General features: G+C 66.4%; 21 protein-coding genes, 1 tRNA gene and 1 other RNA gene. 14 read left to right on the top strand and 9 right to left on the bottom strand.

The features are described 5' to 3' along the window. The first annotated feature begins 132 nt into the window (after positions 1 to 132). From Ssi02_RS28400 to Ssi02_RS28385, 4 genes are all read left to right on the top strand, one after another. The gene (locus Ssi02_RS28400) at positions 133 to 621 is read left to right on the top strand and encodes a winged helix-turn-helix transcriptional regulator (RefSeq protein WP_204030659.1); all 489 of its coding nucleotides are present in this window, start codon (positions 133 to 135) and stop codon (positions 619 to 621) included. A 34-nt stretch (positions 622 to 655) separates the two neighbouring features. Beyond that, positions 656 to 1471, top strand: coding sequence for an SURF1 family cytochrome oxidase biogenesis protein (locus Ssi02_RS28395; RefSeq protein WP_204030658.1), 816 nt, complete (start codon positions 656 to 658; stop codon positions 1469 to 1471). Between the two features lie 37 nt (positions 1472 to 1508). Then, positions 1509 to 2078, top strand: a complete 570-nt coding sequence (locus Ssi02_RS28390) for a putative glycolipid-binding domain-containing protein (RefSeq protein WP_204030657.1) — start codon at positions 1509 to 1511, stop codon at positions 2076 to 2078. A gap of 139 nt (positions 2079 to 2217) precedes the next feature. Then, positions 2218 to 3366: an amidohydrolase family protein gene (locus Ssi02_RS28385; RefSeq protein WP_239129880.1), complete on the top strand. Its 1149-nt coding sequence runs from the start codon at positions 2218 to 2220 to the stop codon at positions 3364 to 3366. A 113-nt stretch (positions 3367 to 3479) separates the two neighbouring features. On the opposite strand, the gene Ssi02_RS28380 is transcribed toward Ssi02_RS28385, so the two are convergent. After that, complete coding sequence (locus Ssi02_RS28380; protein ID WP_204030655.1) at positions 3480 to 3860, bottom strand: DUF1232 domain-containing protein; 381 nt, start codon at positions 3858 to 3860, stop codon at positions 3480 to 3482. 1409 nt (positions 3861 to 5269) lie between these two features. On the opposite strand from Ssi02_RS28380, the gene Ssi02_RS28375 reads away from it, so the two are divergent. Continuing rightward, complete coding sequence (locus tag Ssi02_RS28375) at positions 5270 to 6358, top strand: NAD(P)/FAD-dependent oxidoreductase (protein ID WP_239129878.1); 1089 nt, start codon at positions 5270 to 5272, stop codon at positions 6356 to 6358. Here Ssi02_RS28375 and Ssi02_RS28370 read toward each other — a convergent pair. Both Ssi02_RS28370 and Ssi02_RS28365 read right to left on the bottom strand, forming a co-directional pair. After that, positions 6325 to 6723, bottom strand: a complete 399-nt coding sequence (locus Ssi02_RS28370) for a hypothetical protein (protein ID WP_204030654.1) — start codon at positions 6721 to 6723, stop codon at positions 6325 to 6327. The two genes, Ssi02_RS28375 and Ssi02_RS28370, sit on opposite strands and share 34 nt — an antisense overlap. Before the next feature lie 102 nt (positions 6724 to 6825). Next, the gene (locus tag Ssi02_RS28365; protein WP_204030653.1) at positions 6826 to 7125 is read right to left on the bottom strand and encodes a hypothetical protein; all 300 of its coding nucleotides are present in this window, start codon (positions 7123 to 7125) and stop codon (positions 6826 to 6828) included. 162 nt (positions 7126 to 7287) lie between these two features. Here Ssi02_RS28365 and Ssi02_RS28360 point away from each other — a divergent pair, with 162 nt between their 5' ends. Beyond that, the gene (locus Ssi02_RS28360) at positions 7288 to 7851 is read left to right on the top strand and encodes a hypothetical protein (RefSeq protein ID WP_204030652.1); all 564 of its coding nucleotides are present in this window, start codon (positions 7288 to 7290) and stop codon (positions 7849 to 7851) included. Between the two features lie 24 nt (positions 7852 to 7875). On the opposite strand, the gene Ssi02_RS28355 is transcribed toward Ssi02_RS28360, so the two are convergent. Both Ssi02_RS28355 and ypfJ read right to left on the bottom strand, forming a co-directional pair. After that, a complete protein-coding gene (locus Ssi02_RS28355; protein WP_204030651.1) occupies positions 7876 to 8193 on the bottom strand; it encodes a type II toxin-antitoxin system VapB family antitoxin in 318 nt (105 codons plus the stop codon). Between the two features lie 80 nt (positions 8194 to 8273). Beyond that, a complete protein-coding gene (gene ypfJ, locus Ssi02_RS28350; protein WP_204030650.1) occupies positions 8274 to 9206 on the bottom strand; it encodes a KPN_02809 family neutral zinc metallopeptidase in 933 nt (310 codons plus the stop codon). Between the two features lie 417 nt (positions 9207 to 9623). Here ypfJ and Ssi02_RS28345 point away from each other — a divergent pair, with 417 nt between their 5' ends. The 3 genes from Ssi02_RS28345 (at position 9624) to Ssi02_RS28335 (ending at position 12657) form a co-directional block, all read left to right on the top strand. Further along, positions 9624 to 9866 carry a hypothetical protein gene (locus Ssi02_RS28345; protein WP_204030649.1) on the top strand — a complete coding sequence of 81 codons (243 nt, stop codon included), beginning with the start codon at positions 9624 to 9626 and terminating at the stop codon, positions 9864 to 9866. Between the two features lie 209 nt (positions 9867 to 10075). Continuing rightward, the gene (locus Ssi02_RS28340) at positions 10076 to 12073 is read left to right on the top strand and encodes a hypothetical protein (protein WP_204030648.1); all 1998 of its coding nucleotides are present in this window, start codon (positions 10076 to 10078) and stop codon (positions 12071 to 12073) included. A gap of 155 nt (positions 12074 to 12228) precedes the next feature. Then, positions 12229 to 12657 (top strand): hypothetical protein, encoded by a 429-nt coding sequence (locus Ssi02_RS28335; RefSeq protein WP_204030647.1) that lies wholly within the window; start codon positions 12229 to 12231, stop codon positions 12655 to 12657. A gap of 43 nt (positions 12658 to 12700) precedes the next feature. Here Ssi02_RS28335 and Ssi02_RS28330 read toward each other — a convergent pair whose 3' ends face one another. Together Ssi02_RS28330 and Ssi02_RS28325 are read right to left on the bottom strand one after the other, a co-directional pair. Beyond that, positions 12701 to 13288, bottom strand: a complete 588-nt coding sequence (locus tag Ssi02_RS28330) for a hypothetical protein (RefSeq protein ID WP_204030646.1) — start codon at positions 13286 to 13288, stop codon at positions 12701 to 12703. Positions 13289 to 14018: 730 nt separating this feature from the next. Continuing rightward, complete coding sequence (locus Ssi02_RS28325) at positions 14019 to 14906, bottom strand: NAD(P)-dependent oxidoreductase (RefSeq protein WP_204030645.1); 888 nt, start codon at positions 14904 to 14906, stop codon at positions 14019 to 14021. A 43-nt stretch (positions 14907 to 14949) separates the two neighbouring features. Here Ssi02_RS28325 and Ssi02_RS28320 point away from each other — a divergent pair, with 43 nt between their 5' ends. The 3 genes from Ssi02_RS28320 to Ssi02_RS28310 all read left to right on the top strand — a co-directional run bounded on the left by Ssi02_RS28320 (position 14950) and on the right by Ssi02_RS28310 (position 17027). Further along, complete coding sequence (locus tag Ssi02_RS28320) at positions 14950 to 15300, top strand: winged helix-turn-helix transcriptional regulator (protein WP_204030644.1); 351 nt, start codon at positions 14950 to 14952, stop codon at positions 15298 to 15300. A gap of 364 nt (positions 15301 to 15664) precedes the next feature. Next, complete coding sequence (locus Ssi02_RS28315; RefSeq protein ID WP_204030643.1) at positions 15665 to 16159, top strand: hypothetical protein; 495 nt, start codon at positions 15665 to 15667, stop codon at positions 16157 to 16159. Further along, positions 16134 to 17027, top strand: coding sequence for an alpha/beta fold hydrolase (locus Ssi02_RS28310; protein ID WP_204030642.1), 894 nt, complete (start codon positions 16134 to 16136; stop codon positions 17025 to 17027). The genes Ssi02_RS28315 and Ssi02_RS28310 overlap by 26 nt, the downstream gene beginning before the upstream one ends. A 112-nt stretch (positions 17028 to 17139) precedes the next feature. On the opposite strand, the gene Ssi02_RS28305 is transcribed toward Ssi02_RS28310, so the two are convergent. After that, positions 17140 to 17225 (bottom strand) — tRNA-Ser (locus tag Ssi02_RS28305). Positions 17226 to 17308: 83 nt separating this feature from the next. Here Ssi02_RS28305 and ffs point away from each other — a divergent pair. Both ffs and Ssi02_RS28295 read left to right on the top strand, forming a co-directional pair. Next, positions 17309 to 17404: signal recognition particle sRNA small type (gene ffs, locus Ssi02_RS28300), an RNA gene on the top strand. 15 nt (positions 17405 to 17419) lie between these two features. Further along, the gene (locus tag Ssi02_RS28295) at positions 17420 to 19597 is read left to right on the top strand and encodes a DNA polymerase III subunit gamma and tau (RefSeq protein WP_204030641.1); all 2178 of its coding nucleotides are present in this window, start codon (positions 17420 to 17422) and stop codon (positions 19595 to 19597) included. Between the two features lie 38 nt (positions 19598 to 19635). On the opposite strand, the gene Ssi02_RS28290 is transcribed toward Ssi02_RS28295, so the two are convergent. Continuing rightward, positions 19636 to 21108 carry a GAF domain-containing protein gene (locus Ssi02_RS28290; protein ID WP_204030640.1) on the bottom strand — a complete coding sequence of 491 codons (1473 nt, stop codon included), beginning with the start codon at positions 21106 to 21108 and terminating at the stop codon, positions 19636 to 19638. Between the last annotated feature and the right edge of the window lie 204 nt (positions 21109 to 21312).

Below are 21312 nucleotides of genomic sequence, written 5' to 3'. Positions count from 1 at the left end.
GTGTGGCTTTCTGAAGATCACCCTGGATCTCATGGCGACAAACCACCTTGCCGGATTGTGATCGGGAAGGAAAGCCCACAAGATCTTACCCACATGACCGAACACCCCCGAAGAACGACCTACCATTCGGACATGACCGGGCCTCACCAGGTGCAGGGCTGTTCGATTCAGCGCACTCTGGGCATCGTTGGCGAGAAGTGGACCTTCCTCGTGTTGCGCGAAGCGTTCAACGGGGTGCGCCGTTTCGCCGATCTCCACCAGGGCACAGGAGCCCCCCGACAGGTGCTGAGCGCGAGGCTGGCCCGCCTGGTCGACGAGGGGTTGCTGGCCAAGGAGCCGTACCGCGAGCCGGGGCAACGCAAGCGCGACGAATACCGGCTGACCCAAAAGGGGCTGGACCTCTATCCGATCATGGTCGCGCTTATGCATTGGGGTGATCGTCACCTCGCGGAGCAGAACGGTCCGCCCATGGTGCTCACTCACCGGGGCTGCGGCGCGCCGATCCACCAGCAGTTCCGCTGTGCCGAGGGCCACGAGCTCGCCGGTCCGCGCGAGGTCACGCCCGTCCGGGATCCTGTTTCCCCCAAGACCCCGCAGGTCCGGAAGCCTCCGACGCAGTGACGGGACCGGTCCCCCCGGCACCTACGCTGGGGACGTGTACCGGTTCCTCTTGACTCCGCGCTGGCTGGTGCTCCACGTCGTGGTGCTGCTGGTCATCCCGGCGTTCGTGCTGCTCGGGCAGTGGCAGTTCGGCCGATATGAGGAGCAGTCGTCCGCCACCGACCTGGCGACCGGCAACCTCGCGGCGGCCCCGGTGCCGATCGGGTCGCTCCTCCCGGAGGGGGGTACGGCGGAGCCCGGTGACAAGTTTCGCACCGTGACGGCGACCGGCACATACGACGTAAGCAACCAGACCCTGGTCCGCCGCCGTCCGCAAAACGGCCAGACCGGCTTCTACGTGCTGACCCCGCTGATCACCGGCCAGGGGCAGGCCGTGCTCGTGAACCGGGGCTGGGTCAAGGCCGGCGCGAGCGCTGATGCCGTCCCCGACGTGCCGCCGCCCCCAGCCGGCCAGGTCGCCGTCACCGGGCGGCTGCGGCTGAGCGAGACCGAGGAGAGCAGCGGCATCCGAAACCGCGCCGGCTTGCCGCCGGGGCAGGTCCTGCTGATCGATGTGCCGGCCATCGGCGGGCGCATGCCGTACAAGATGCCTGTCGGATATGTCGATCTGACCGAGCAGAGCCCGGCCATCGCCGCCGCGCCTGAGCCTGTGCCGCCGCCGGATGTGGGTGGCGGCGGGGGGCTGAACCTCGCTTATGGGGTGCAGTGGTGGCTTTTCATCGGCATCGCGGTTGGCGGCTGGCTGATCCTGATTCGCAGGGAGGCAGCCGATCTCCGGCAGGCCGCCGCCAAGGAGGCGGAAGACTCCGCCGCAGGGCAGAACACCACGGAGGCCCCTGCCAACCCCTGAAGCGCCTTCTACGCTGAAATTGTGGAGGGAGGCGGACATGCGGTCACTGGTGTGGTTGAAGGAGGCAGGAGCGGAATACGCCGATGTCGAGCTGCTGGAAGGGCTGACGGCCACGGGGGTGGCCGTGGGGGCGGACCCTGTGCCGTATCGCCTGGAATATTCGCTGCGGACCTTCCCCAACCTTACGACCGAGGCGTTGAGCGTGCAGTCGTCGGGTGCGGGGTGGTGGCGTTCGCTCGATCTGCGCCGGTCCGCCGACGGCCTGTGGTCGTGTGAGGCGCAGGCCGACGGCGAGCTCGACGAGCCCCTGCCGGGCGGTGATCCGTTGCGTCTGGCCGACGCCGCCGACTGTGATCTCGGCCTCTCTCCGCTCACCAACACCATGCCTGCGCTCCGCCGCCATCTGCTGACCGTGCCGGGCACCGTGGACTTCGTCATGGCCTGGGTGAGCGTGCCGTATTTGTCTGTTGTACGAGATGAGCAGCGGTATACGCATCTCCGACCGCATGTCGTGCGGTACGAAAGCGAGGGCTTCCAGGTGGACTTGACCTACAGTTCGGATGGGTTCGTGATTGACTATCCGGGTTTGGCGAGATCCATCCCTTGAGTGGGAGGGGGTCCGCTAGGGTGTGGTAACGGAGACCAACCGGAGACCTCGCAGGTTGTTAGGTGTTATGCCAGCGTCGTACGGTTTTACTGTGACTACGCCGCTGCCCGCTGACCCCGAACCGAGGCGGCGGGATTATGTGATCATTTCCGTTGACGATCATTTGATCGAGCCGCCGGACTTGTTCACCGATCGCCTGCCCGAGAAGTATGTCGACCTGGCCCCCAAGGTGGTTGAGACCGAAGCCGGGCACCAGGTCTGGCGGTACGGCGGAGCCACCTACTCGTGCGCCGGCCTCGACGTGGGCGCGGGCCTGCCTCATGAGCAGCGCACCCTGGAGCCCGTGCGGTTTGAGAACATGCGCCCTGGTGCCCACGACATCGAGGCGCGGATCGAGGACATGGACCGCGCCGGCATCTGGGCCGCGCTCTGCTTCCCCGCCATGCTCGCCGGGCAGGCCGGCATGCTCTTCTCGAAGACTCGCGACCAAGATCTTGGCCTTGCCGTGCTGAAGGCGTGGAATGACTGGCATGTCGACGTATGGGCGGGCACCTATCCCGAGCGCATCATCGCGCTGCAACTGCCCTGGCTCTCCGACCCCGAGATAGCCGCGAAGGAGATCCGCGCCAACGCCTCACGCGGCTTCAAAGCGGTGCTCTTCCCCGAGTTCCCCTCACGCTTGCGTCTGCCATCGATTCACACGCCATATTGGGATCCGTTCTTCGAGGCCTGCGAGGAGACCGGCACGGTCGTCTGCCTGCACGCCGGAGCGGCCTCCTGGGCGCCCGTGCCCTCGCCCGACACCCCCATCGAGGCGATCACCACGCTGATCCCCGCCAGCGCCATGTTCGCCTGCGCGGACTGGCTCTGGTCGGGCGTGCCGCTGCGATTCCCCGGGTTGCGCATCCTCATCGTGGAAGGCGGCGTCGGCTGGCTGCCCATGCTGGCCGAACGTGCGGACTATGCCCTCGACCACCCGGTGGCCGAGGAGACCTCGTGGGACGGCGGCCTCAAACCCAGCGAGGTGCTGCGCCGCAACTTCTACTTCGGCACGCTCAACGACCACGCCCTCTCCGGGGTGCGCCTGGCCGTCGGTCTTGAGCGGGTGCTCTTGGAGAGCGGCTATCCCCACTCGGACTCCACGTGGCCCGACACGCAACGCTGCGTCGCGCGCAATCTGGGCACGCTCCCTCCGGCCGACATCGCACGCGTGGCCTATGGCAACGCGGCAAGGTTGTTCGGCCACCCGCTCCCCTCCCGGGCTTGGCTGAGGATGGAGCAGCTCTGACCCCCGCGTGGGGCCCGGCGCAGCTCCGACCCTCGCGCCGGGGAGGTCGTCGGCCTGGCTCACCAGGCCGACGTGGGCCGATCCGTATGGTCGCCCGGGCCTAACGCAGCCCGTCAGTGATGTGTGGCCCCGTCGCCCGGCGGCGGGAACACCCTCTCCGTGTGGGGGGCCACCCGGCTCTGGTCCTCCCACTGCACAAACCGCCCGCTCTCCCCCAGCAGGGAGCCGGTCAGCCACAGCAGAAGGCCGAAGTCGTCGGCGACGCCGATGAGCATGAGGAAGTCGGGAATGATGTCGATCGGGGAGATGATGTAAAGCACGCCGAGCGCCATCATCGCGAGCTTGCCACGCCCCATGTGTGGGTAATCGCCCTTGGCGACCCCGCGCACAAGCCTCGGGACGGCGCGGATCCGCGCACCGATGGGCGGGGCTCCCGGCTTGTTGACTTCCTTGTAAGTGCGCCAGGCCGCCGCCGCGCGAGCTGTCTTCCCCATCTCCGGCACCTCTCTGCCGCGTCCGGTCGCTGCCATATGCGATCTACCCGGCCACCGCACTGAGTCAACGTGGAACGCACCGGCATTGGTTCCAGCGCCACGTGCCGGAGCTTCTCCGCGGCGGCATGAATGAGAAAAGCTCACGTTAACGGCATGTTGTGCCGCAGAGTGGAACACTCCATGACTGTTTCCTGCCCACACGCTGAAGATCCCTACAATCACGATAAGTAACGTGCTATTACTCTTCGCATGACGCGGCGCATGGGGTGGTTGGGCGCGGTGGTGCTTTCAGGCGGCCTTCTGGCACCTGTCCTCACCGGCGCCGTGCATGCGACTCAAGCGATGGCGGGCACCGATCAGGCGATAGCGCCGCTAAGCCCGCCCACACTCCCCGTTTCGTACGGCGAGAGCCTGCTTGACGATTCCCCCGAGAGGTCGGCGGAGCGCACGGTCGAACCCGAGACGGAGGAGTCGCCCGAGCCAGAAGTCATGCTGGGCAGGACCGCACCCGACCCGGTAGAGGAGTCCCCCTCCCCTCAACCGGACGACTCCCCCGAGCCTCGTGCGAAAGCCGTTCACGCCAAGGAATCCCCTGCCGCCCCACAACCCGACGACTCACCTGCCCCGGTCACACAATCGGTTCGAGGGGCGCAATTCCCTGCCCCATTGCCGGACGAATCACCGGAACCAGCGGCTCAAGCAGAGGAGTCCCCCGCACCGCACCCCGACGACTCACCCGAGCCCCTCACGCGGATCGTGAAGGCGGTGACGCCGAACCTCCCCCTGGTCGGCGACGATGGGCTGCTTTCCGGGGTCACCGGGCTGCTGTGGCCCCTTGTCCCTCATCACCACTCGCACAAGCACAAACACTCCGCGCCGGTGGCACAACCGCCAGCGCAGCAACCCGCGGAACGGCCTGCCCCGCCGCGCCCAGAGCCTCCGTCCTTTCCCGACATGCCGGCTAATCCGCCTATGGAGGCTCCTGCCGTACCCGACCCGCCGGAGCCGCCGCCGCTTCCGGATCCTCCGCCTCCGCCGGAGCCGCCGCGAGTGCCCGATCCGCCGAGGGCCGAACCGCGTCCGCAGCCCGCCCCCGTGCCGATCGCCAGGCCCGCGCCGCCCCGGCCGGCGCGCCCGTCGCAGCGGCCCAGTCCCCGCCCGAAACCGACGCCCACAAAAACCGAGGAATATCGCGCCTTGGACCGGCCGGTGGTGCTCAACCGGTTCGGGGATCGAAGGAAGGGCATGGACCGGACCTTGCTCGTCGTCCTGCTTACGGGGATCGTGGCGGTAGTGACCGTGTCGTCGTTTTCCAGAAGTGGGCGCTGAACAAGGCTTTGCCGTACCGCCGGGGATCTTTGTCCCCGGTGGGGGGCTAGGTGCGCCGGCTTGGGGAATGCGGTGCACCTATGAGCGAACGGCATATGCAGGAGCAGCACTACGACGTCGTGGTGATCGGGGGTGGGGTCGCCGGGCTGAGCGGCGCGTTGGCCCTGGGGCGGGCCCGGCGTTCGGTGCTGGTGATCGACTCGGGTGGACCGCGCAATATGCACGCGGAGAACCTGCACACCTACCTCGGCCGGGACGGCACGGCCCCTGGAGAGATGCTGCGTATCGCACGGGACGAGGTACGGCGATACGGCGTAATGGTGCGGGAGGGGACGGTTGTCGAGGTAAGCCGGGACAAGAGCTTTCATGTCGTGCTTGCCGATACAAGCGTGGTTCATGCTCGGCGATTGCTGGTCACCACGGGGCTGACCGACGAACTACCGGACGTTCCGGGCATCGCCCAGCTATGGGGAAAGGACGTGCTCTACTGCCCTTATTGCCATGGGTGGGAAGTGCGGGATGAAACCATCGGGGTCTTGGCCACCGACGGGCGGGCTGTGCACCAAGCCCTGCATTGGCGACAGTGGACCACCCACATCACGCTCTTCCAGCACACCGGCCCGGAACCCACCAAAGAGGAACACCTCCAGCTCGCCGCCCGGGGCATCCCCGTCGTGCGGGGGACCGTGGCGAGGCTCGACACCACCGGTGGCCGCCTCTCCCACCTGCGCCTGAGCGACGGAGGCACCGCCTACCCGTGCCGGGCCCTGGTGATCGCGCCGTGGTTTCGCCCACGTGCCGACTTCCTCGCCCCCTTGGGGGTGAAACCGGCAGACTTCATCTCCGGCGGGCAGGTCATCGGCCGCCACATCGCCGCCGACGAGGCGGGCGCGACCGGCGCCCGCGGGGTGTGGGTGGCCGGCAACGTCACCAGTCCCCTCGACCAGCTGATCGCCGCCGCCGCGGCGGGCTCCCGTGCCGCGATGGCCATCAACACGCATTTGATCGCCGAAGAGACCCACCGTGCCCTCAACCGCCCTTCACCCATCGGGGCCGGTCACTCTCCCTCATCCATCCAGAAAGGGGCACTCAGCCTTCGCCGCCCCTGGTGGACGGCGTCCGGAGTGGTCGCCGATCACGGTAGGAGCGGCGTGTCCCAGGGGTGGTGATCGTCGTCCGCCGTGTCCCGGGGGGCCTGCCACGGGCGCGGCGCCCGGCGGGGCCGGGGGATGTCGTGCCGGAGCTCACCCTGTTCGCCGCGCCGCCATCCCTGCTCGGCCGCCCGGCCGATGGCGAGCGCGGCCAGGTCGACGGTCTCGATGGGAATACGTTCGTCGGGCTGATCACCCCAGTAGAACCAGCGGAACGCCAGATGCACATAGACACGGCGGACGACGCCGTGGCAGTCGCACACCTTCACGTGGGGGCGGCCCTGGTGATCCCGTCCGAGGGTCGTTTGCAGGCCGTGCTGATTGAGCTGGGCGTTCACGCGAAAAAGCAGTTCGACTTCGCGGGGAACGGCATCGCCGGTCATCGTCGTCCTTTCGCAGCCGGGGCCATGTCATGTCACCCGTACGCGGTGACGTAATGACAGAGCCCCGTCCGCGGACTTTTGATACGGCTAACGCCTTCGGAGTCAGTTCACATCCGGCATCTGGCCGGTGCCGGCGCAGAGCTCACACGGCACGAGAATGTTGGTGATCACCACACCGCCCGAGGCGGTGGCGCTTCCACGCCGTTCCTCCCACGCGCCGGTGCCGTCGCAGAGCTCACACGGCGGATTGCCGGGCGAGGTCGGCCGAGGCTCCATGGGCCGGTTCAGATCGGCGAAACCGGCGTGCACGGCGTTGGCCTGCTCACGGGTGAGAAAAGGCAGGCTGACTTTGCTCCCGGCCGCCGTTTCGATGCCGACCACGTGAACGCCCTGAGACCCCATGCCCTCCACCGTAACGCCTATGAGGGGGCTTCCTGGATTCCGTGCGCATCCGGCAAAGCCCCCGGCGTGCCGATAGGCGTGTTCAGGCAGGTCGACAACCCTGAAGGTAACCAGTTCCGAGGGCCGGGCCGCACCCGGGCCGGTCGACGATCGGGAGAGAGCATGCCTGTTTCACGAGTCCTCGCCGCCACCGCGATCGCCGGAATGGCCCTGCTCACCCCCGGAACGGCCACCGGCACCGCTCACGCCGCGGCCAACCGGCCGGCGTGCGCGGCGGCCACAGCCGAATGCAGTGCGCTGCAACTGCTCTTGGAGGCCAGGAGATATTTCGACGCGCACAAGCGGGCCTGTGCGAGCGCCACGGGGCGGAAGATACCGACGGCGGAGCAGGTGCTGGCACTGCGCGACCAGCTCACCGAGGTGTGGCGCGGCACCATCCCGGCGGAACTCCTCGCCTCGGTGAGAGCGGCGTTCACCAACGCCGGCCGGGATATCCCGGTCGGAGGGGCGTGCAGGAATCCGTCGTTGCTCCAGGCCGTCGTTTCCGAGTGGTTGAAGATCTTCAATCGGCAACGCGAGACGCTTCTGCCGATCATCAGGGCCGACTTCTGCACCATCGTGGAAGCCGCACGGCTCAACCGCCCCCAGACCATCAGGGTCGTGGAGGCGTGGCTCGACACCGTCCCCGAAATCCCGCCCGTGTTGTCGCGCAGGCCGGTGAACTGAATTCTGCGGCGGCTCTGCCGTACGTCAGCGCAGGCTTGGCTTGCCCTGATCCGGAACCGACAACACGCGCGCATGGAGCACGGACCGCTGGTGCAGCGCGGCCCGCAGCGCCCGGTGGAGGCCGTCTTCGAGGTAATACTCGCCCTGCCAGTGGACGACATGGGGGAACAGGTCGCCGTAAAAGGTGGAGTCCTTGGCGAGGAGCGAGTGGAGGTCGAGCACCGCCTTCGTGGTGACCAGTGAGTCCAGTCTGACCTGGCGGGGCGGTATCTGCGCCCACTCGCGGTGAGTGAGGCCGTGTTCCGGATAAGGCCGTCCGTCGCCGACCAGCTTAAAGATCACCCTGCGAATTTTAGGACAATAACCGGACTTTCGTCTTCTTCACCGCTCTTAGTGCAGGTCAGGGGTGGAGTGTCCTGTTGTTAGATTACACCGGAGAAGGTGTCGCAGCGCCGTGGATCACCTGTCTCATAGCCGGTGCTGAACCACCTTTCCCGCTGCGCCGACGTACCGTGGGTGAAACCCTCCGGATCCACTCGGCCCTGGACACGTTCCTGGATCGTGTCGTCCCCCACGGCGGAGGCCGCGTTGAGCGCCTCGGCGATGTCCTCCCGGGTGAACGGCACACGGTAGAAACCGGTGTCCACCGCCTTCTTCGCCCACACGCCGGCGTAGCAGTCGGCCTGCAACTCCAGCCGCACCGACCCGCTCGTCGCCCCTTGGCGATCACCGCCGACGCGGTTCATCGTGCCGGTCAGATTCTGAATGTGGTGCCCGTATTCATGGGCGATCACATATGCCTGCGCGAAAGGCCCGCCCGCGGCGCCGAAGTCGCGCTGCAAGGTGTTGAAGAACAAGAGATCCAGGTAGACCCTTTGATCGCCCGGGCAGTAGAACGGCCCCACGGAAGCGTCCGCATAACCACACGCGGTGTTCACCGACCGGGAGAACAACACCGTCTTCGCCGGCGAGTACGCCTGCCCGCGCTCATTGAACAACCGGTTCCAGTAGGCCTGCACACTGTTGACGACCCCTACGGCACGGCAGTCCTCCGACTGATCCGCGTCGGCACCGGTACGGCAACGCGAGGCCAGGTCACCGGTCGAATGCACGGGCGTGCTCGGCCTCGCCGGGGAGGGTGACGATGTGGGGTCGTCGCCCAGGAATCGCAGGGGGTCCACTGTGAAGACGAACACGGCGGCCAAGGCGAAGAGTCCCAGCAGGCATCCGCCTCCCTTTCCGGTGAAAGGCACCGTCCCGCAGCCCGGCATCCCGCCGCCCCCACGCTTGGGCCCTGTCGCCCGGACGTCCTCCACTTGCGAAGGGTCGAGTTTGGCCTCGTCGTCGAACTGCATGTGAAACGCCCCCCGGTTGATCGGGGGGATCATTCCCTGCGACGAGACCGCTACTCACAGTTATATTTGCTGTTCGGGGGCGCTTCGATGATGGGTCTGGCGATGAAAGTTGCGCGGCGGTTCGACGGCTGTACTGGGGTGATGCCCTTAAGAGCGCTTCGCCCCACTATTAGCCACTTTCCTCCTCATCGTCATGACAACAACACCAGACCCGATACTCAAATTCGGACGCCGCCGATCGCCCACCCGAGGGAGTCGCGATTTGCACTGACTTACCTACATGACACTGACATCGGAATATCGATATCGAGAACGATAAGATCTTGTTCGGTCCAGTAGACGTCGTTTAACCTATGTCGTGGACGGGGGCCGCCTCCCCACCCATTTCCTCTTCGGCAAACCAACGAGGGGATCGTTGTGGCCAATATGGACCGCGAGGCGATGCAGGCGGCAGCGGACCGGATTCAGCGGCTGTCCGACGACCACTGGTGGGCTCTCGACCCATCCTGCCGCTTGATGCAGAACAACGCCTGGATGGGCCCCACCGGCACCCGCTTCGGCACCGACGTCCACGGCGACCAGCGCGAACTCCGCGACCTCCTCGCCAAGGCAGTGCACAGCGCCCGCAACAAACTGGCCACCCTGCCCGACAAAGCATGACAAGCCCGGAGTTCTCAGGGGTCAAGCAGCCCGACTTCGACACTATGACCGGCAAACACACCGAAGCCGCCGGCCGCCTCGAACAACTGGCCCAGACGCTATATGGCGAACTCCAGAACGCCGGCCTCGACACCTCCCCCGCGCTACGCATCCGCGAGCTGGCCGCCCGGGTCGGAAAACAGGCCGCGGACCTACGACGCAGGCAGACATTGATCCGAGAACTCGAACGGGAGAAGATCACCTTCGGGACCTCCCGAGCCGAGGGATCTTTCCTGGAGATGCCGGACACCCTGAACGCCTCCCAAGGCCTACTGGACGCCTCCCTGGCCGCCGGCGCAGCCTTCAAGTTCAACGCCGGGGACGGCAAGGCGCTGGCCCTCCTGGAGAAATACGCCGACCGCGTCAACGACCCGGACTTCACCAAGGTGTTCCTGCAAAGGCTGGGCGCCAAAGGCATAACCCAACTCCCCGCCGCCATGGCCGCCCGCCTCCGCCAGGCATTGAACGAGGGAGACACCAAAACGAAGGAACACCTCTCCCCCCAGAGCAAACGAGCCCTCACCATGCTCAGCAAGGCCCTGGCCGCCGGAACCGACCCCAAAAACAAGAGCTACATGGGCGACGACTTCCTACGAGACCTCGCCAGACAAGGCAGAGCCGAACACTCAGCCGGTCCCACGAAATACGCGGGCTATCAGGCCCAAGCCCTGATCTGGCGCGCCCACGACGGAAAGCCCCCCTTCTCCGAGAAGTTCATGCAGGTCGTCGGCGCGGACGCGGTCGCCTACGAAAAGGAGGAGTACAAGGGCAGGTGGGACGCAAGCAAGGACCCCCTCGGCCAGGTGTTCAACGGCCGCCAAGTCCCCCTCTACAACCTGGCCGGCGCCCTCGGCCTAGGCACCCTGATGCGACCAGGCGCGATCGCCACCAGACCCGGCGCCCCGGTCCGCAGCTCCGTCATCGCAGACCTCCTCCACGCCGCCGGCTCCAGCAAGGACGCCACCCGCGCACTCCTCTCCTTCACCCCACCCGGCTGGAAGGAGACCGTCCTCACCCACATGCTCACAACCCGCCTGGGCGCCTTCGAATACGCCGGCGAACGCGGCCCCTTCAGCGACCTGCTGACAACCGGCCTCACCGGACAGGACCAGATCTCGAGGAACCTCGCCTCCGATCTGACCAAGGCGGTAGCCGATCAAATCCGAGGAGCAGTGGGCAGAGATGAGAACGGCAACCTCAGAATCACCAACCGGGCTGTCTTCGAGCGCCTTGAACATCTCGGCCGCCCCCTCGGCATGGCCCTCGCCGCCAACATCGACCAACTGTCCCGCCTGCTGCACCTCCGGGACACCTTCGGCAAGGTCGACGCCACCGACATGTCCTATGCCCTGGTGCTGGCCACCCGGGATGACGTCGCCTACGACGCGTTGATCAGAGCACAGACTGAACATATGAAGGCGGCGCTCAACGGCGTCCCCCCGGTCGGGCTTGACAAGTCGAACCTGAAGGAATTCGGCTTCACCATGGCCGACCTCAAGAAGTTTGACTTCGACGAGGACGGGAGAGTGGATAGAACCGACGTCAAACAATTCCTCATCGACAACGCGGTAGCAGAAGCCCGACCTTTCAGTCATATCGTAGAAATTCGCCGTCAAAGCCTGATAGCGGCCGGCCTAGACCATAAGACGGCCAGCGAGGAGGTTCGCATTATGGTGCGGGACACCATCGGCCTTCTCCCGGTTCCGTATGCCGACCGGGTCGGCACGGCGTTCGACAACGTTTTTGGAAAACTGGTCGTAAATGGCTATGAGAAACTGGCTGGTGTCGGCTACGACGAGATCGCCAAGCAGGTCGCCAAACAGACCGCCGCACACAATCTAAGCTTGGACCAGGCTTACCGGACACTGGCCGACGACCGTACAGGCGTGGAGCGGATCATGGAGCAAACGATCGGCACGGCCATGTTGATGAAGGGAATGCTTGAGGATGACGCCCTGAAGGACGCGGGTTTTTTAATAGGGGATCCTCCACAAATGAAGCCATTTGCCGCCATGAGCCCTGCGGAGTATAAATCCTTCCTTGAGCTTGCACGGAACAATGTCGGCTCCAGGGATCTGTTCGACCGGTTCAGCAATACCTACCGCAGAACCAGCGATGTCAACGACCTATTGGATCTTCGCATCAGTCAACCCGGAGGCGGGAAGTGAGGCAAGCTCGGGCACCCCTCTTTCTTGGCGTGCTGATGCTCCTCACGGCATCTTGCAACGCGAAGCAGGAACCCGCCCCGCCTCCAGCGCCAGTATCAATGGTAATTGACTCTGCACCTTATATTTGCGGCTTGGTGCCACAGAAGGCTTTTCAGATGATAAGCGGCCTCAATCTCTCCTTGGTCGAGGAGAAGAGAGGTAACCATGAGTCCGGGGGTTGCGGCATCGCCGGTTCAGTGCCCAGAGCACTGGATACGGTCTGGGACCAGGATCAGCCGGAAAGATCACCCGAGCACATAGATTTCCTCATGGATGACAGGAGAGCCGTCTTCACCCGCCATGGGGCAACCAAGCTACCCACAGAGCTCGGTGAGGGCTACGCCGCCTACATCCCCGTCGTTCAGGTAGACGCGCAGAACTACCAGGTCACCTCTAGGTTCGCTTGTAGTGGGAAAGATCGTATTCTCGACCTGAACATCGCACGATTTGCCAAGGGCAGGGACGCGGTGCGAGACATGATCGACCTGATGCGCATTGCTCAGAAGCGTTACGGGGAGATTCACAAGTGCACGGTCGGCAAGTAGCCGGCGACCGGGGAGGCAGGGCGTCTGAACCTCTTCGGAAGGCTTACGGCATCCCGAACTCCTCCCGGACCTTTGTGTTGATCTCCATCCACTTCGGCTGGTAGGCCGAATAGAAATCCTTGCCACACGTGAGGTCGTCGAGGGCATCCTTTACCTCGGCCTGGTGCAGTGGGCGGGCGTCCTCCGGTCGCAGCCGCACTCCGCCCTCGCCGCCGTCTCCCCCTTGACGGGCGGACTGCGTCTGCTGGAAGTCCCGCATCTTCTTCATGTAGAGCTCCCTCCCCCGTGCGGCCAGGGAGGTGGGGTTCGTCGCCTTGACGGAGTATCCCTTGCCGGTGAGGCAGTCGCCGAAGGGCTGGGCCAGCTCCAGCAGCTTGGCGTCACCGTTCAAGGCTCGATCTTCCCTTGACCTCATGGCCTCGGAGGACTGTGAGTAGAGCGTCTCGTCGGAGTCGATCTCCTTGCCCAGCACAGAGCCGGAGGCGCTGCGGTAGCAGGCCTTGTCGGCCACCTTGTAGGCGGCGAGCTGGCTCTTCCCCAGCCGCATCATGTTGGCGTTGTTCGGGTTATCCCATGAGGAGGCGGGCCCCATGGCTTTGGGGTCGCTGGGGTACATGATTTGCGAGAACACCCCGTAACCATACTTTTGCCTATATGCCTTTAGGGTAGCGTAGTCTCCGGGCCTTACCCGATTCCTGAGTATCGTGGCAGGTGGCAGGCTCGGTAGATATTTAAACCCCTTCTGCTTCATGCAGTCGGCCCGTAGCGCCTCAATGGAGCGCGCCTTTTCCAGTGCATTGTCCTGGTTACCCCGCCGCCACGGGAGCGATGTACTCACCTGCACATCCGGACAGAAGAACGATACAAGCCAACGACCCAGCGAACACTGCGCTCCTCAGCACATCTCCTCCAAGCGGCTGCACAAGGGGGTGAACGCCGCGGGGCCGTCATCAAACCGGGCCGCGACGTGCCGGGCCTCCACGCATGTGCCGCCGCTCCAGCCGGTGAGTGCACTGCGGGGCGACCACGTGAAACTCCTGCCATAGAACTGAATAGCAAAGGCATGGCAACGTCGTTTTCGCAGCGAGAATGTAGCAGAGACCGCGTAGAACAGTTATCTAAATCGGCAAGGCGGGCCGCGTTTGTAATTATTGGGGTCCGGGGCAACGACGCCTCCGCCATTGGGTAGGCGCAGAAATTCGGCCTGTAGTCGCGAACCTCAGCAGACGAACCCCGCCCAGGCCTGCCAGGAGGGGTTCGTCCTGAGATGGGCCATCGGCGCACTCAGCAGCAGCCTTCAAAGGGTTCGGAGCCGGCCCCCCGGATGACGCGACGACGCCGAACCAGCACGGGAGCCGTTCTCACCGAGGGTTGAGGAGCTCGGTGACCCGAAGGAATCCGGAGCCGCCATGGCCCTGCCCGATGACTTGGCGGGCCAAGCCTTCTGCCGCGCGCATCACGCTCGCATCGATGCCATGTGATTCAGATACGTGGACGATGTGGGACATCGACGACGCCGCCGAGGTGATCGGGTTGTTGCTGTCGGTGTAGTCGCCACTGTCCACTCCCTCGGCGGACACCTCGAAGACCCAGGGCAGGATCTCGCTGATTCCCTTGGCGAACGGGACCAGTTCACGTGCGGTGATGCCCTCGGCTCGGGCCATCGCCAGCGCGTGTGCGTAGCCCGCCATCGCCGTCCAGAAGATGTCGAGCAAGGCGAGGTCATATGCGGCTGCCCTGCCGGTGTCCTCGCCGAGGTGGGTTTGGGTGCCTCCCAGGGTGTCCAGCACCGGCTTGTGTTCGCGGTACAGCTGCTCCGGGCCACTGTGGAGGAACACTCCGGCCAGGGTTCCGATGGTCGGGGTCGGCGTCATGATGGCACCGTCCAGGTAGCCGATGCCGTGTTCGGCCGCCCAGGACGCGGTGTCCCGGGCCCGGTCTGGGGTGTCGGCGCTCAGGTTGGCGACCGTGCGGCCCTTGAGCGCGCCGGTGACCGCGTCACGGCGGAGGACGGCGTCCACCGCGTCGTAGTTCACCACGCAGATCACGGTCAGCCCACCGGCGGCGACCGCCTCTTCGGGCGACGGAACGCTGACCGCACCGCGCTCGACCAGCTCCCGGTCCTTGCCCGGCGTGCGGTTCCAGATCGTGGTCCTCACCCCGGCATCCAGGAAGGCGCCGGCCAGGGCACGCCCCATCGGCCCCAGGCCGAGCACGGTGACGGCAGACTGTTCAGTGTGCGAGGCCATGCCTCAACTCCTCGGAGATGTAAAACGGGTGAATGGGGGAAAGATGACGCACAGCCGTACCCAAGACCTGAACGTCTGCGGAGTGACAGCCGCGATCGCCGTAATCCACGGCAAATGGAAGACGGCTCTGCTGTGGGCCCTGGAATCAGGCCCGCAGCGCCCGGGCGAGCTGCGCCGGCGACTGCCGAAACTGACCGAGAAGGTGCTGACTCAGGCGCTACGCGAAATGGAAGCCGACGGGCTGGTCCACCGCGAGGTGCATGATGTGTTGCCGCTGAAGACCGTTTACTCCCTTACCGACTTCGGCCGCGAGCTCTCCGAAGCGCTGGCACCGCTTTCCGACTGGGGCCATCGACGCCTGGGGAAGCTGGCGGAGTCCCAGCCTGTCTCCTGAAACACAGCCAACCTCCCCATCTCATCTCTGGGTTCTGCAGGCACCCCGGCCGGCACAACCAAGCTTCAGGCCCCCCCGATCGGGGCGACAAGTACCCACAAAAAAGTGGCTACCCCAGTCGTATGGGCCTCCGGGGCGATCACGGTCTGTCGGCCCTAACACCGACTACCGCCAGCGGAAAGATCTTCTAAAGGCCGCGGGGCTTCACGATGCCCGACACACTCACCCTGGGCTGGTCAAGCACGGGTACGGCGAAGCCATACCCGCATGCGATCGACACGCCCGGCCGCGTCAGGGTACGGCAGGAGCCTTGCAAGCCTGACTACTTGACACCAGCCGACAAGTACTTGCTATCGTCCGTCAAGTGACGACCACTGAAGAGCATGTCGAGCTGGTGGCCGAGTTGGTCCGGCTGTTGGAGACGCGGATCCTCGACCCGCTGGAGATCCTGTTGACCTCCGACGAGCTCCTTCGCCCGATCAGGGCACGGTTGCACGTGGAGGCCGAGGTTTGGGCCGCTCAGTTGCTCGGTGCCGACCGGCAACGCGCCGCCCTGACCGCGGGCCGGCTCATCGGGACGTTGTTTCCCGGGGACGGGCCCTTCGATCCGCCCGAGTCGTGGTGGCGCACCGCGCTGGGGCGGGCCGTGGCCCGCTCTGTCGGTCATCCCGCGGCCGTGACGGTGTCGTATGCCACGGCCGGCGCGATGCTCGGCATCACCCGCCAGGGTGTCCATGATCTGGTCAAACGCGGCAAGCTCGCCAAACATCCCGATGGCGGCGTCACCACCTCATCCATTCGCGACCGGCTCAACCGACCTCAGGAGAGCACCCGTGGCACCGCACGATCTCCTCATTGACAACCGTCCCGTCCACCTGGCAGTCCGCGATCATGGGGGCCAAGGGACTCCTGTGCTGCTGCTCCACGGCCTGGGCGGCACCCTTCAGCACTGGGACGCGGTCGCGCCGCTGCTTACCGGCGCGCACCAGGTCGTCTCCATGGACCTGCGCGGCCACGGGTTGTCCGGCGACGGGGCGTGGGAATGGGAGGCGGTGCTCGACGACATAGAGGCGGTCGTCGACCACCTCGGCCTGGACACTCCCCTCGTGGTGGGACACTCCCTCGGCGGCATGGTCGCGGTGCGGTGGGCGCTGCGTCATCCTGGCGGTCCCGGGATCGTCAACCTCGACGGGCTGCGCTCGGCCGAGACCTCGCCGCGGCACTACGCCGGCATCGGGCAAGAGGAACTGACCGCGCTACTGGCGGAGATGAAGGCCGTCTTCGACGCCCAGGCCGAGGCGATGGCGCGGCCACTGCCCGAGGCCCACGCCGTGATGTATCCCCAGCGTGCACTGCGCACCACGGACGAGGGCGTGTATTTGCGTCCGGACGCCGCGCTGGCCGGGCAGATCAGGTACGACGCGTACTTCCAGGACAGCGTCGCGGCGGTGGCCGATATCCAGTGTCCCGCCCTGTTTGTCCTAGCCACGCGGGATCTGCCTGGCATGCCGGGCCGAGTCGGCGAGCTCATGCAGGCGCTGCGTGCGGGAATCCGCCGGGATCTGCTGGCCGTCACCGCCCACCGGCCGCATCTGCAGGTGCTCGAACTGGCCGCCGGCCACAACATGGTCGCCGAGCAGCCTGAGCAGATCGCCCAGGCAGTGCTGGGGCTTCAGAGGGGGATCGCCGGCCAGGCCACGAGTGATCGGCCCGGCCTGCCGTACTGACGCTTGACGTCAACGACTGACCGCATCCCCAGGACAGGGACGTCCCTGAAGCCTGGAAAGCGAGAAGCCCGGTCTGGGTAGGGACCGGGCTTCGAGCTGCCTCAACCAAGCGCGGAGGATGCGAGATTCGAACTCGCGAGGGGTTGCCCCCAACACGCTTTCCAAGCGTGCGCCCTAGGCCAACTAGGCGAATCCTCCGTCGAGAAGCTTACCGGACTTCTGGAGTCGGTGTGACGGGAAAAACATGGGTCGAGGCGGTGCCGTACAGCGCTAGAATGTGTCAGGACCCCTCGCGCGGCGTCATCCTGTGAACCTCCCCAGGGCCGGAAGGCAGCAAGGATAAGCGGGCTCTGGCGGGTGTGCGGGGGGTCTCTTAGTCGGAGGGCAGCCCCATGAGCCTCGCGCTGTACCGCAAGTATCGGCCCGGGACGTTCGCAGAGGTCAAGGGCCAAGAGCATGTGACCGATCCGCTGCGGCAGGCCTTGCGGAGCGGGCGCATCAACCACGCATATCTGTTCAGCGGCCCGCGTGGTTGCGGCAAGACGTCCAGCGCGCGCATCCTCGCCCGGTCGCTCAACTGCGAGAAGGGGCCGACGCCCGATCCCTGTGGGGAATGTGAGTCCTGTGTGGCGCTGGCGCCGACGGGGCCGGGCCACCTTGATGTGATCGAGATCGACGCGGCGTCGCACGGTGGTGTGGACGACGCGCGTGATCTGCGTGAGCGGGCGTTCTTCGCGCCCGTGTCGGCGCGGTTCAAGATCTACATCATCGACGAGGCGCACATGGTGACCCGCGAGGGGTTCAATGCGCTGCTCAAACTGGTCGAGGAGCCTCCGCCGCACCTGAAGTTCGTGTTCGCGACGACCGAGCCGGAAAAGGTCATCGGCACCATCAAGTCGCGCACGCACCACTATCCGTTCCGGCTGATGCCGCCCGCGACGCTGCGGGCGCTGCTGGAGGAGATCCTGGTCTCGGAGAACGTGCCGTTCGAGCCCGCGGCGCTGCCGCTGGTGGTGCGGGCCGGGGCGGGGTCGGCGCGCGATTCGTTGTCGATTCTCGACCAGTTGCTGGCGGGGGCCGACGAGGCCGGCATCACTTACGCGCGGGCGGTTTCGCTGCTCGGTTACACCGACGGCGATCTTCTTGACGAGATGGTCGGAGCGTTCGCGGCCCGCGACGGCGGCCTGGTGTTCCAGGCGGTCAACCGGGTGATCGAGGGGGGACATGACCCCCGGCGTTTCACCATGGACATGTTGGAACGTTTCCGCGACCTGGTGATCTTGGCGAATGTGCCTGAGGCGGCGTCGAGCGGGCTGCTCGATCGGCCGGGTGACGAGCTTGAGCGGCTTGTCCAGCAGGCCGCGTCCATGGGGTCGGCCGAGCTGACGCGGGCGGCTGAGTTGTTCAACGCGGGGCTGACGGAGATGCGTGGGGCGGCTTCGCCCCGGTTGGTCCTTGAGTTGACGTGTGCACGGGTGTTGCTGCCTGCGGCTGATCAGGGGGAGACCGCGCTTTTGGCGCGGCTTGAGCGCCTTGAGCGCGGCGCGCCGCCGTCGCTCGCCGCCTCCGCAGCCCCGGCCCCGGCGCCGGTTCCGAGCGCACCCCCCGTGATGGCGGCCCCGCCCTCGGCACCTCCTGCCCCCCCGGTCTCATACGGCACAGCTCCACAAGCCCAGCCCCAGGCCCCGGCGCCGCAGCCCTCCGGAGGAGAGGGCGACTGGCCCGCGGCGACACGCCCGGGCTCACAACCGCCGTCCCCGGCCCACTCCCAGGCCGCAGCCCAGGCTCAGGCCCGGCCCGACACGCCCGCGGCCGCGCTGTCCGGTGCGGTGGGCGGGGTGCAGCAGGCGTGGCCGTCGGTGCTGGCCGCGCTTAAGCAGCGCAGCATCGTCGTCTGGGCCAACGTCAACACCAACGCCCAGGTCGTGGGGGTCGAGGGCAACACGGTGACCCTCGGCTTCGCCCAGGTCGGGGCGATGAAGAACTTCATGGGCGGCGGCAAGGACTCCGTGGTGGCCGGTGTGCTGACCGAGGTGCTCGGCGGCCACTGGCGGGTCGAGGCGGTCGTCGGCGGGTCTCCGGGGGGACCTCCGCACGCGGCCACCGTACGCCAGGCGCCACCGCGCCGGCCGGAACCCGCGGCCCCGCAGGCCCCGCAGTCACAAACCCAGCCACAAACCCAGCCACAAGCCCAGTCACAACCCCAGCCGCCCGCCCCGCAGCCGCAGCAGGGCCCGCCTGCCAGGCCGGCCCCGCAGGTCACCGACGAGTCATGGCCGACCGCCCCACCTCCCGAGGATGTCGGCGCGCCCCCGCCGGACTCCCCCCCGCCCGGTTCGGGGCTGGCGGCGGCGCGGTCCGCGGCGAGGGCGGCGGCGCAGAGTGGTCCCCGGCAGGCGGGTTCCGCGGGCTGGCCGGAGTCGGTGCCGTCGCGGCAGCCGGCCAGGCCGGAGGCCGACGAGGTCGACCCGCTCAACGACGCCGACGCGGATGTCGACACGGTCAGCGGCATGGCGCTGCTTGAGCGCATGCTGGGCGCGAAGGTCATCGGGGAGATCGACCACAGCTAGCGGAGCAGGCGCCGCCAAGGCTCGCAAACGGCGAACGGCTACCCGCGCAACCGCAGCCGGGCCGCCACCGCGCGGTGGTCGTCGGGCGGCAACATGGCGTTGACACGTTCCAGCACCTCATAGTCCTCACGCCCGCCCTCGGTCTGAACATAAGCCCAGAGGGCCTCGGCCGAGCCGCTGAGCAACAGCCGGGCCCGGACCTGACCTTCGAGCTGTTCACGTTCCCTGCGGATCTCAGGGGCCTCCGAGCGCGGCAACAACGGCCCGGTATAGGCACGCGCAACCGCCATAGTGTCCATGTTGGACAAAAGCCGCTGAAGATCGAGAAAGTCCGCATAGACGGGAGCGGCCAGCCGGTACGGCTTGGCCACCACCATGCCCCCCAGCTGTGCCCGTAACCGATGGATCTCCGCACGGATGGTGACAGGGTTGCCATCATCGCCATAGAGGTGAAATGAGAGCTGTTCCGCCGTCAATCCCCGCGGGTTGAGCGCGAGAAGAGCGAGGATCTCCGCATGGCGGAGGGAAAGCACGATGCACCTGCCGTCCACATTCGCCTGAGGCGGTTCGGTGCCGAGGAAGGCGAGCCGCAGAGCAGGTGTGGTGCCGGGACGGTCGGGAGTGCGCAGAATGAAACCTTCGCCCAGAGGCTCAAGCACACCGGCCCCACCGTCGAGGCGGGTGACGTGGTCGCCGACGACGGGCATATGGACACGATTCCCCCAGGTGCCCGCTGGATCCCCCGCGATGACACGCCCGGTTCGGGTGACAAGTGCCGCAATTTCCCCCTGACGCGAGCGAACATAGGCCTCATAACGCACCCTGAGCCGATCGTCCCGCTCGCGCATCCTGAGTTCGAGATGGCTCTCCGCGAGATGCGCGGCCGCCCCGACCAGAGCGACGGTGGCCGGGTGCATGCTGTGCATAGGCCCACTGATGTCGACACATCCCAGCAGGTCACCGGTATCAGGATCGGTGATGGGGGCCGCACTGCACGACCACACGTGCAACGCCCGGACGAGATGCTCGGTGGAATAGACGTGAACAGGCCGTCGTACGGCAAGAGCCGTGCCCATGCCGTTCGTCCCGATGGCCTGCTCCCCCCAGTCGAAGCCGTCGGCGAGCCCGACCCGGTCCGCGCTGCGCATGGCTCCGTGGTTGCCGTCGCGCCACAGGACGAGCCCCCGCGCATCGGTCACGATCATGATGTGGGCGGTTTCGTCGGCCACAGCGAGCAGGGTGTGGGCCAGCATGGGAAGCAGGGGCTGCAGCGGGTGGGAGGAGCGCACGGTGCCGAGGTCGCGGTGATCGCAGACCTGGGTGGCGGACTGGGTGTCGGGGTCGACACCGGCGGCCAGGGAGCGCCGCCACGAGGCGGAGATCACTCCTCGGGGCGGATCGGCGGAGTGGTGCCCGTCACCCGCGGCCATCATGTCGTGCGCCGTCCGAACTCGTTCGCCGTACGCTTCTAGATCTTGGATTGTTCCACTGTGCAGGTGGCCCGTGCTCACCGCCACCCCCATTTCTTGGCTACTTGGGCGAAGCATCCGGGTTATGCACCCCTTCTCGCAACCGATTCCGCCGATCCGACGTGTACGAAGAGTGATCGAACGCATGCAACGTGTGCGCAACCTCGCTCCGGCTAGTTTTCACTCGGCGCGCTGCCGTAGTGCGGCCGCTGCGGCTAGCGTCAAAGGCCGGGCCCTTCCGGTAGA

The organism is Sinosporangium siamense (genome assembly GCF_016863435.1).
GTDB classification, from domain to species: domain Bacteria; phylum Actinomycetota; class Actinomycetes; order Streptosporangiales; family Streptosporangiaceae; genus Sinosporangium; species Sinosporangium siamense.
Note: the sequence above shows the minus strand (reverse complement) of the source record. Positions and strands in the feature narration are given on the sequence as shown.

What these genes read in the sequence shown, in the direction of transcription:
- Ssi02_RS28325 (WP_204030645.1), bottom strand. Translation starts at nt 14,906, where the DNA reads ATGGCCTCGCACACTGAACAGTCTGCCGTCACCGTGCTCGGCCTGGGG.
- Ssi02_RS28320 (WP_204030644.1), top strand. Translation starts at nt 14,950, where the DNA reads ATGACGCACAGCCGTACCCAAGACCTGAACGTCTGCGGAGTGACAGCC.
- Ssi02_RS28400 (WP_204030659.1), top strand. Translation starts at nt 133, where the DNA reads ATGACCGGGCCTCACCAGGTGCAGGGCTGTTCGATTCAGCGCACTCTG.
- Ssi02_RS28295 (WP_204030641.1), top strand. Translation starts at nt 17,420, where the DNA reads ATGAGCCTCGCGCTGTACCGCAAGTATCGGCCCGGGACGTTCGCAGAG.
- Ssi02_RS28335 (WP_204030647.1), top strand. Translation starts at nt 12,229, where the DNA reads ATGATAAGCGGCCTCAATCTCTCCTTGGTCGAGGAGAAGAGAGGTAAC.
- Ssi02_RS28390 (WP_204030657.1), top strand. Translation starts at nt 1,509, where the DNA reads ATGCGGTCACTGGTGTGGTTGAAGGAGGCAGGAGCGGAATACGCCGAT.
- ypfJ (WP_204030650.1), bottom strand. Translation starts at nt 9,206, where the DNA reads ATGCAGTTCGACGACGAGGCCAAACTCGACCCTTCGCAAGTGGAGGAC.
- Ssi02_RS28370 (WP_204030654.1), bottom strand. Translation starts at nt 6,723, where the DNA reads ATGACCGGCGATGCCGTTCCCCGCGAAGTCGAACTGCTTTTTCGCGTG.
- Ssi02_RS28365 (WP_204030653.1), bottom strand. Translation starts at nt 7,125, where the DNA reads ATGGGGTCTCAGGGCGTTCACGTGGTCGGCATCGAAACGGCGGCCGGG.
- Ssi02_RS28375 (WP_239129878.1), top strand. Translation starts at nt 5,270, where the DNA reads ATGAGCGAACGGCATATGCAGGAGCAGCACTACGACGTCGTGGTGATC.
- Ssi02_RS28360 (WP_204030652.1), top strand. Translation starts at nt 7,288, where the DNA reads ATGCCTGTTTCACGAGTCCTCGCCGCCACCGCGATCGCCGGAATGGCC.
- Ssi02_RS28380 (WP_204030655.1), bottom strand. Translation starts at nt 3,860, where the DNA reads ATGGGGAAGACAGCTCGCGCGGCGGCGGCCTGGCGCACTTACAAGGAA.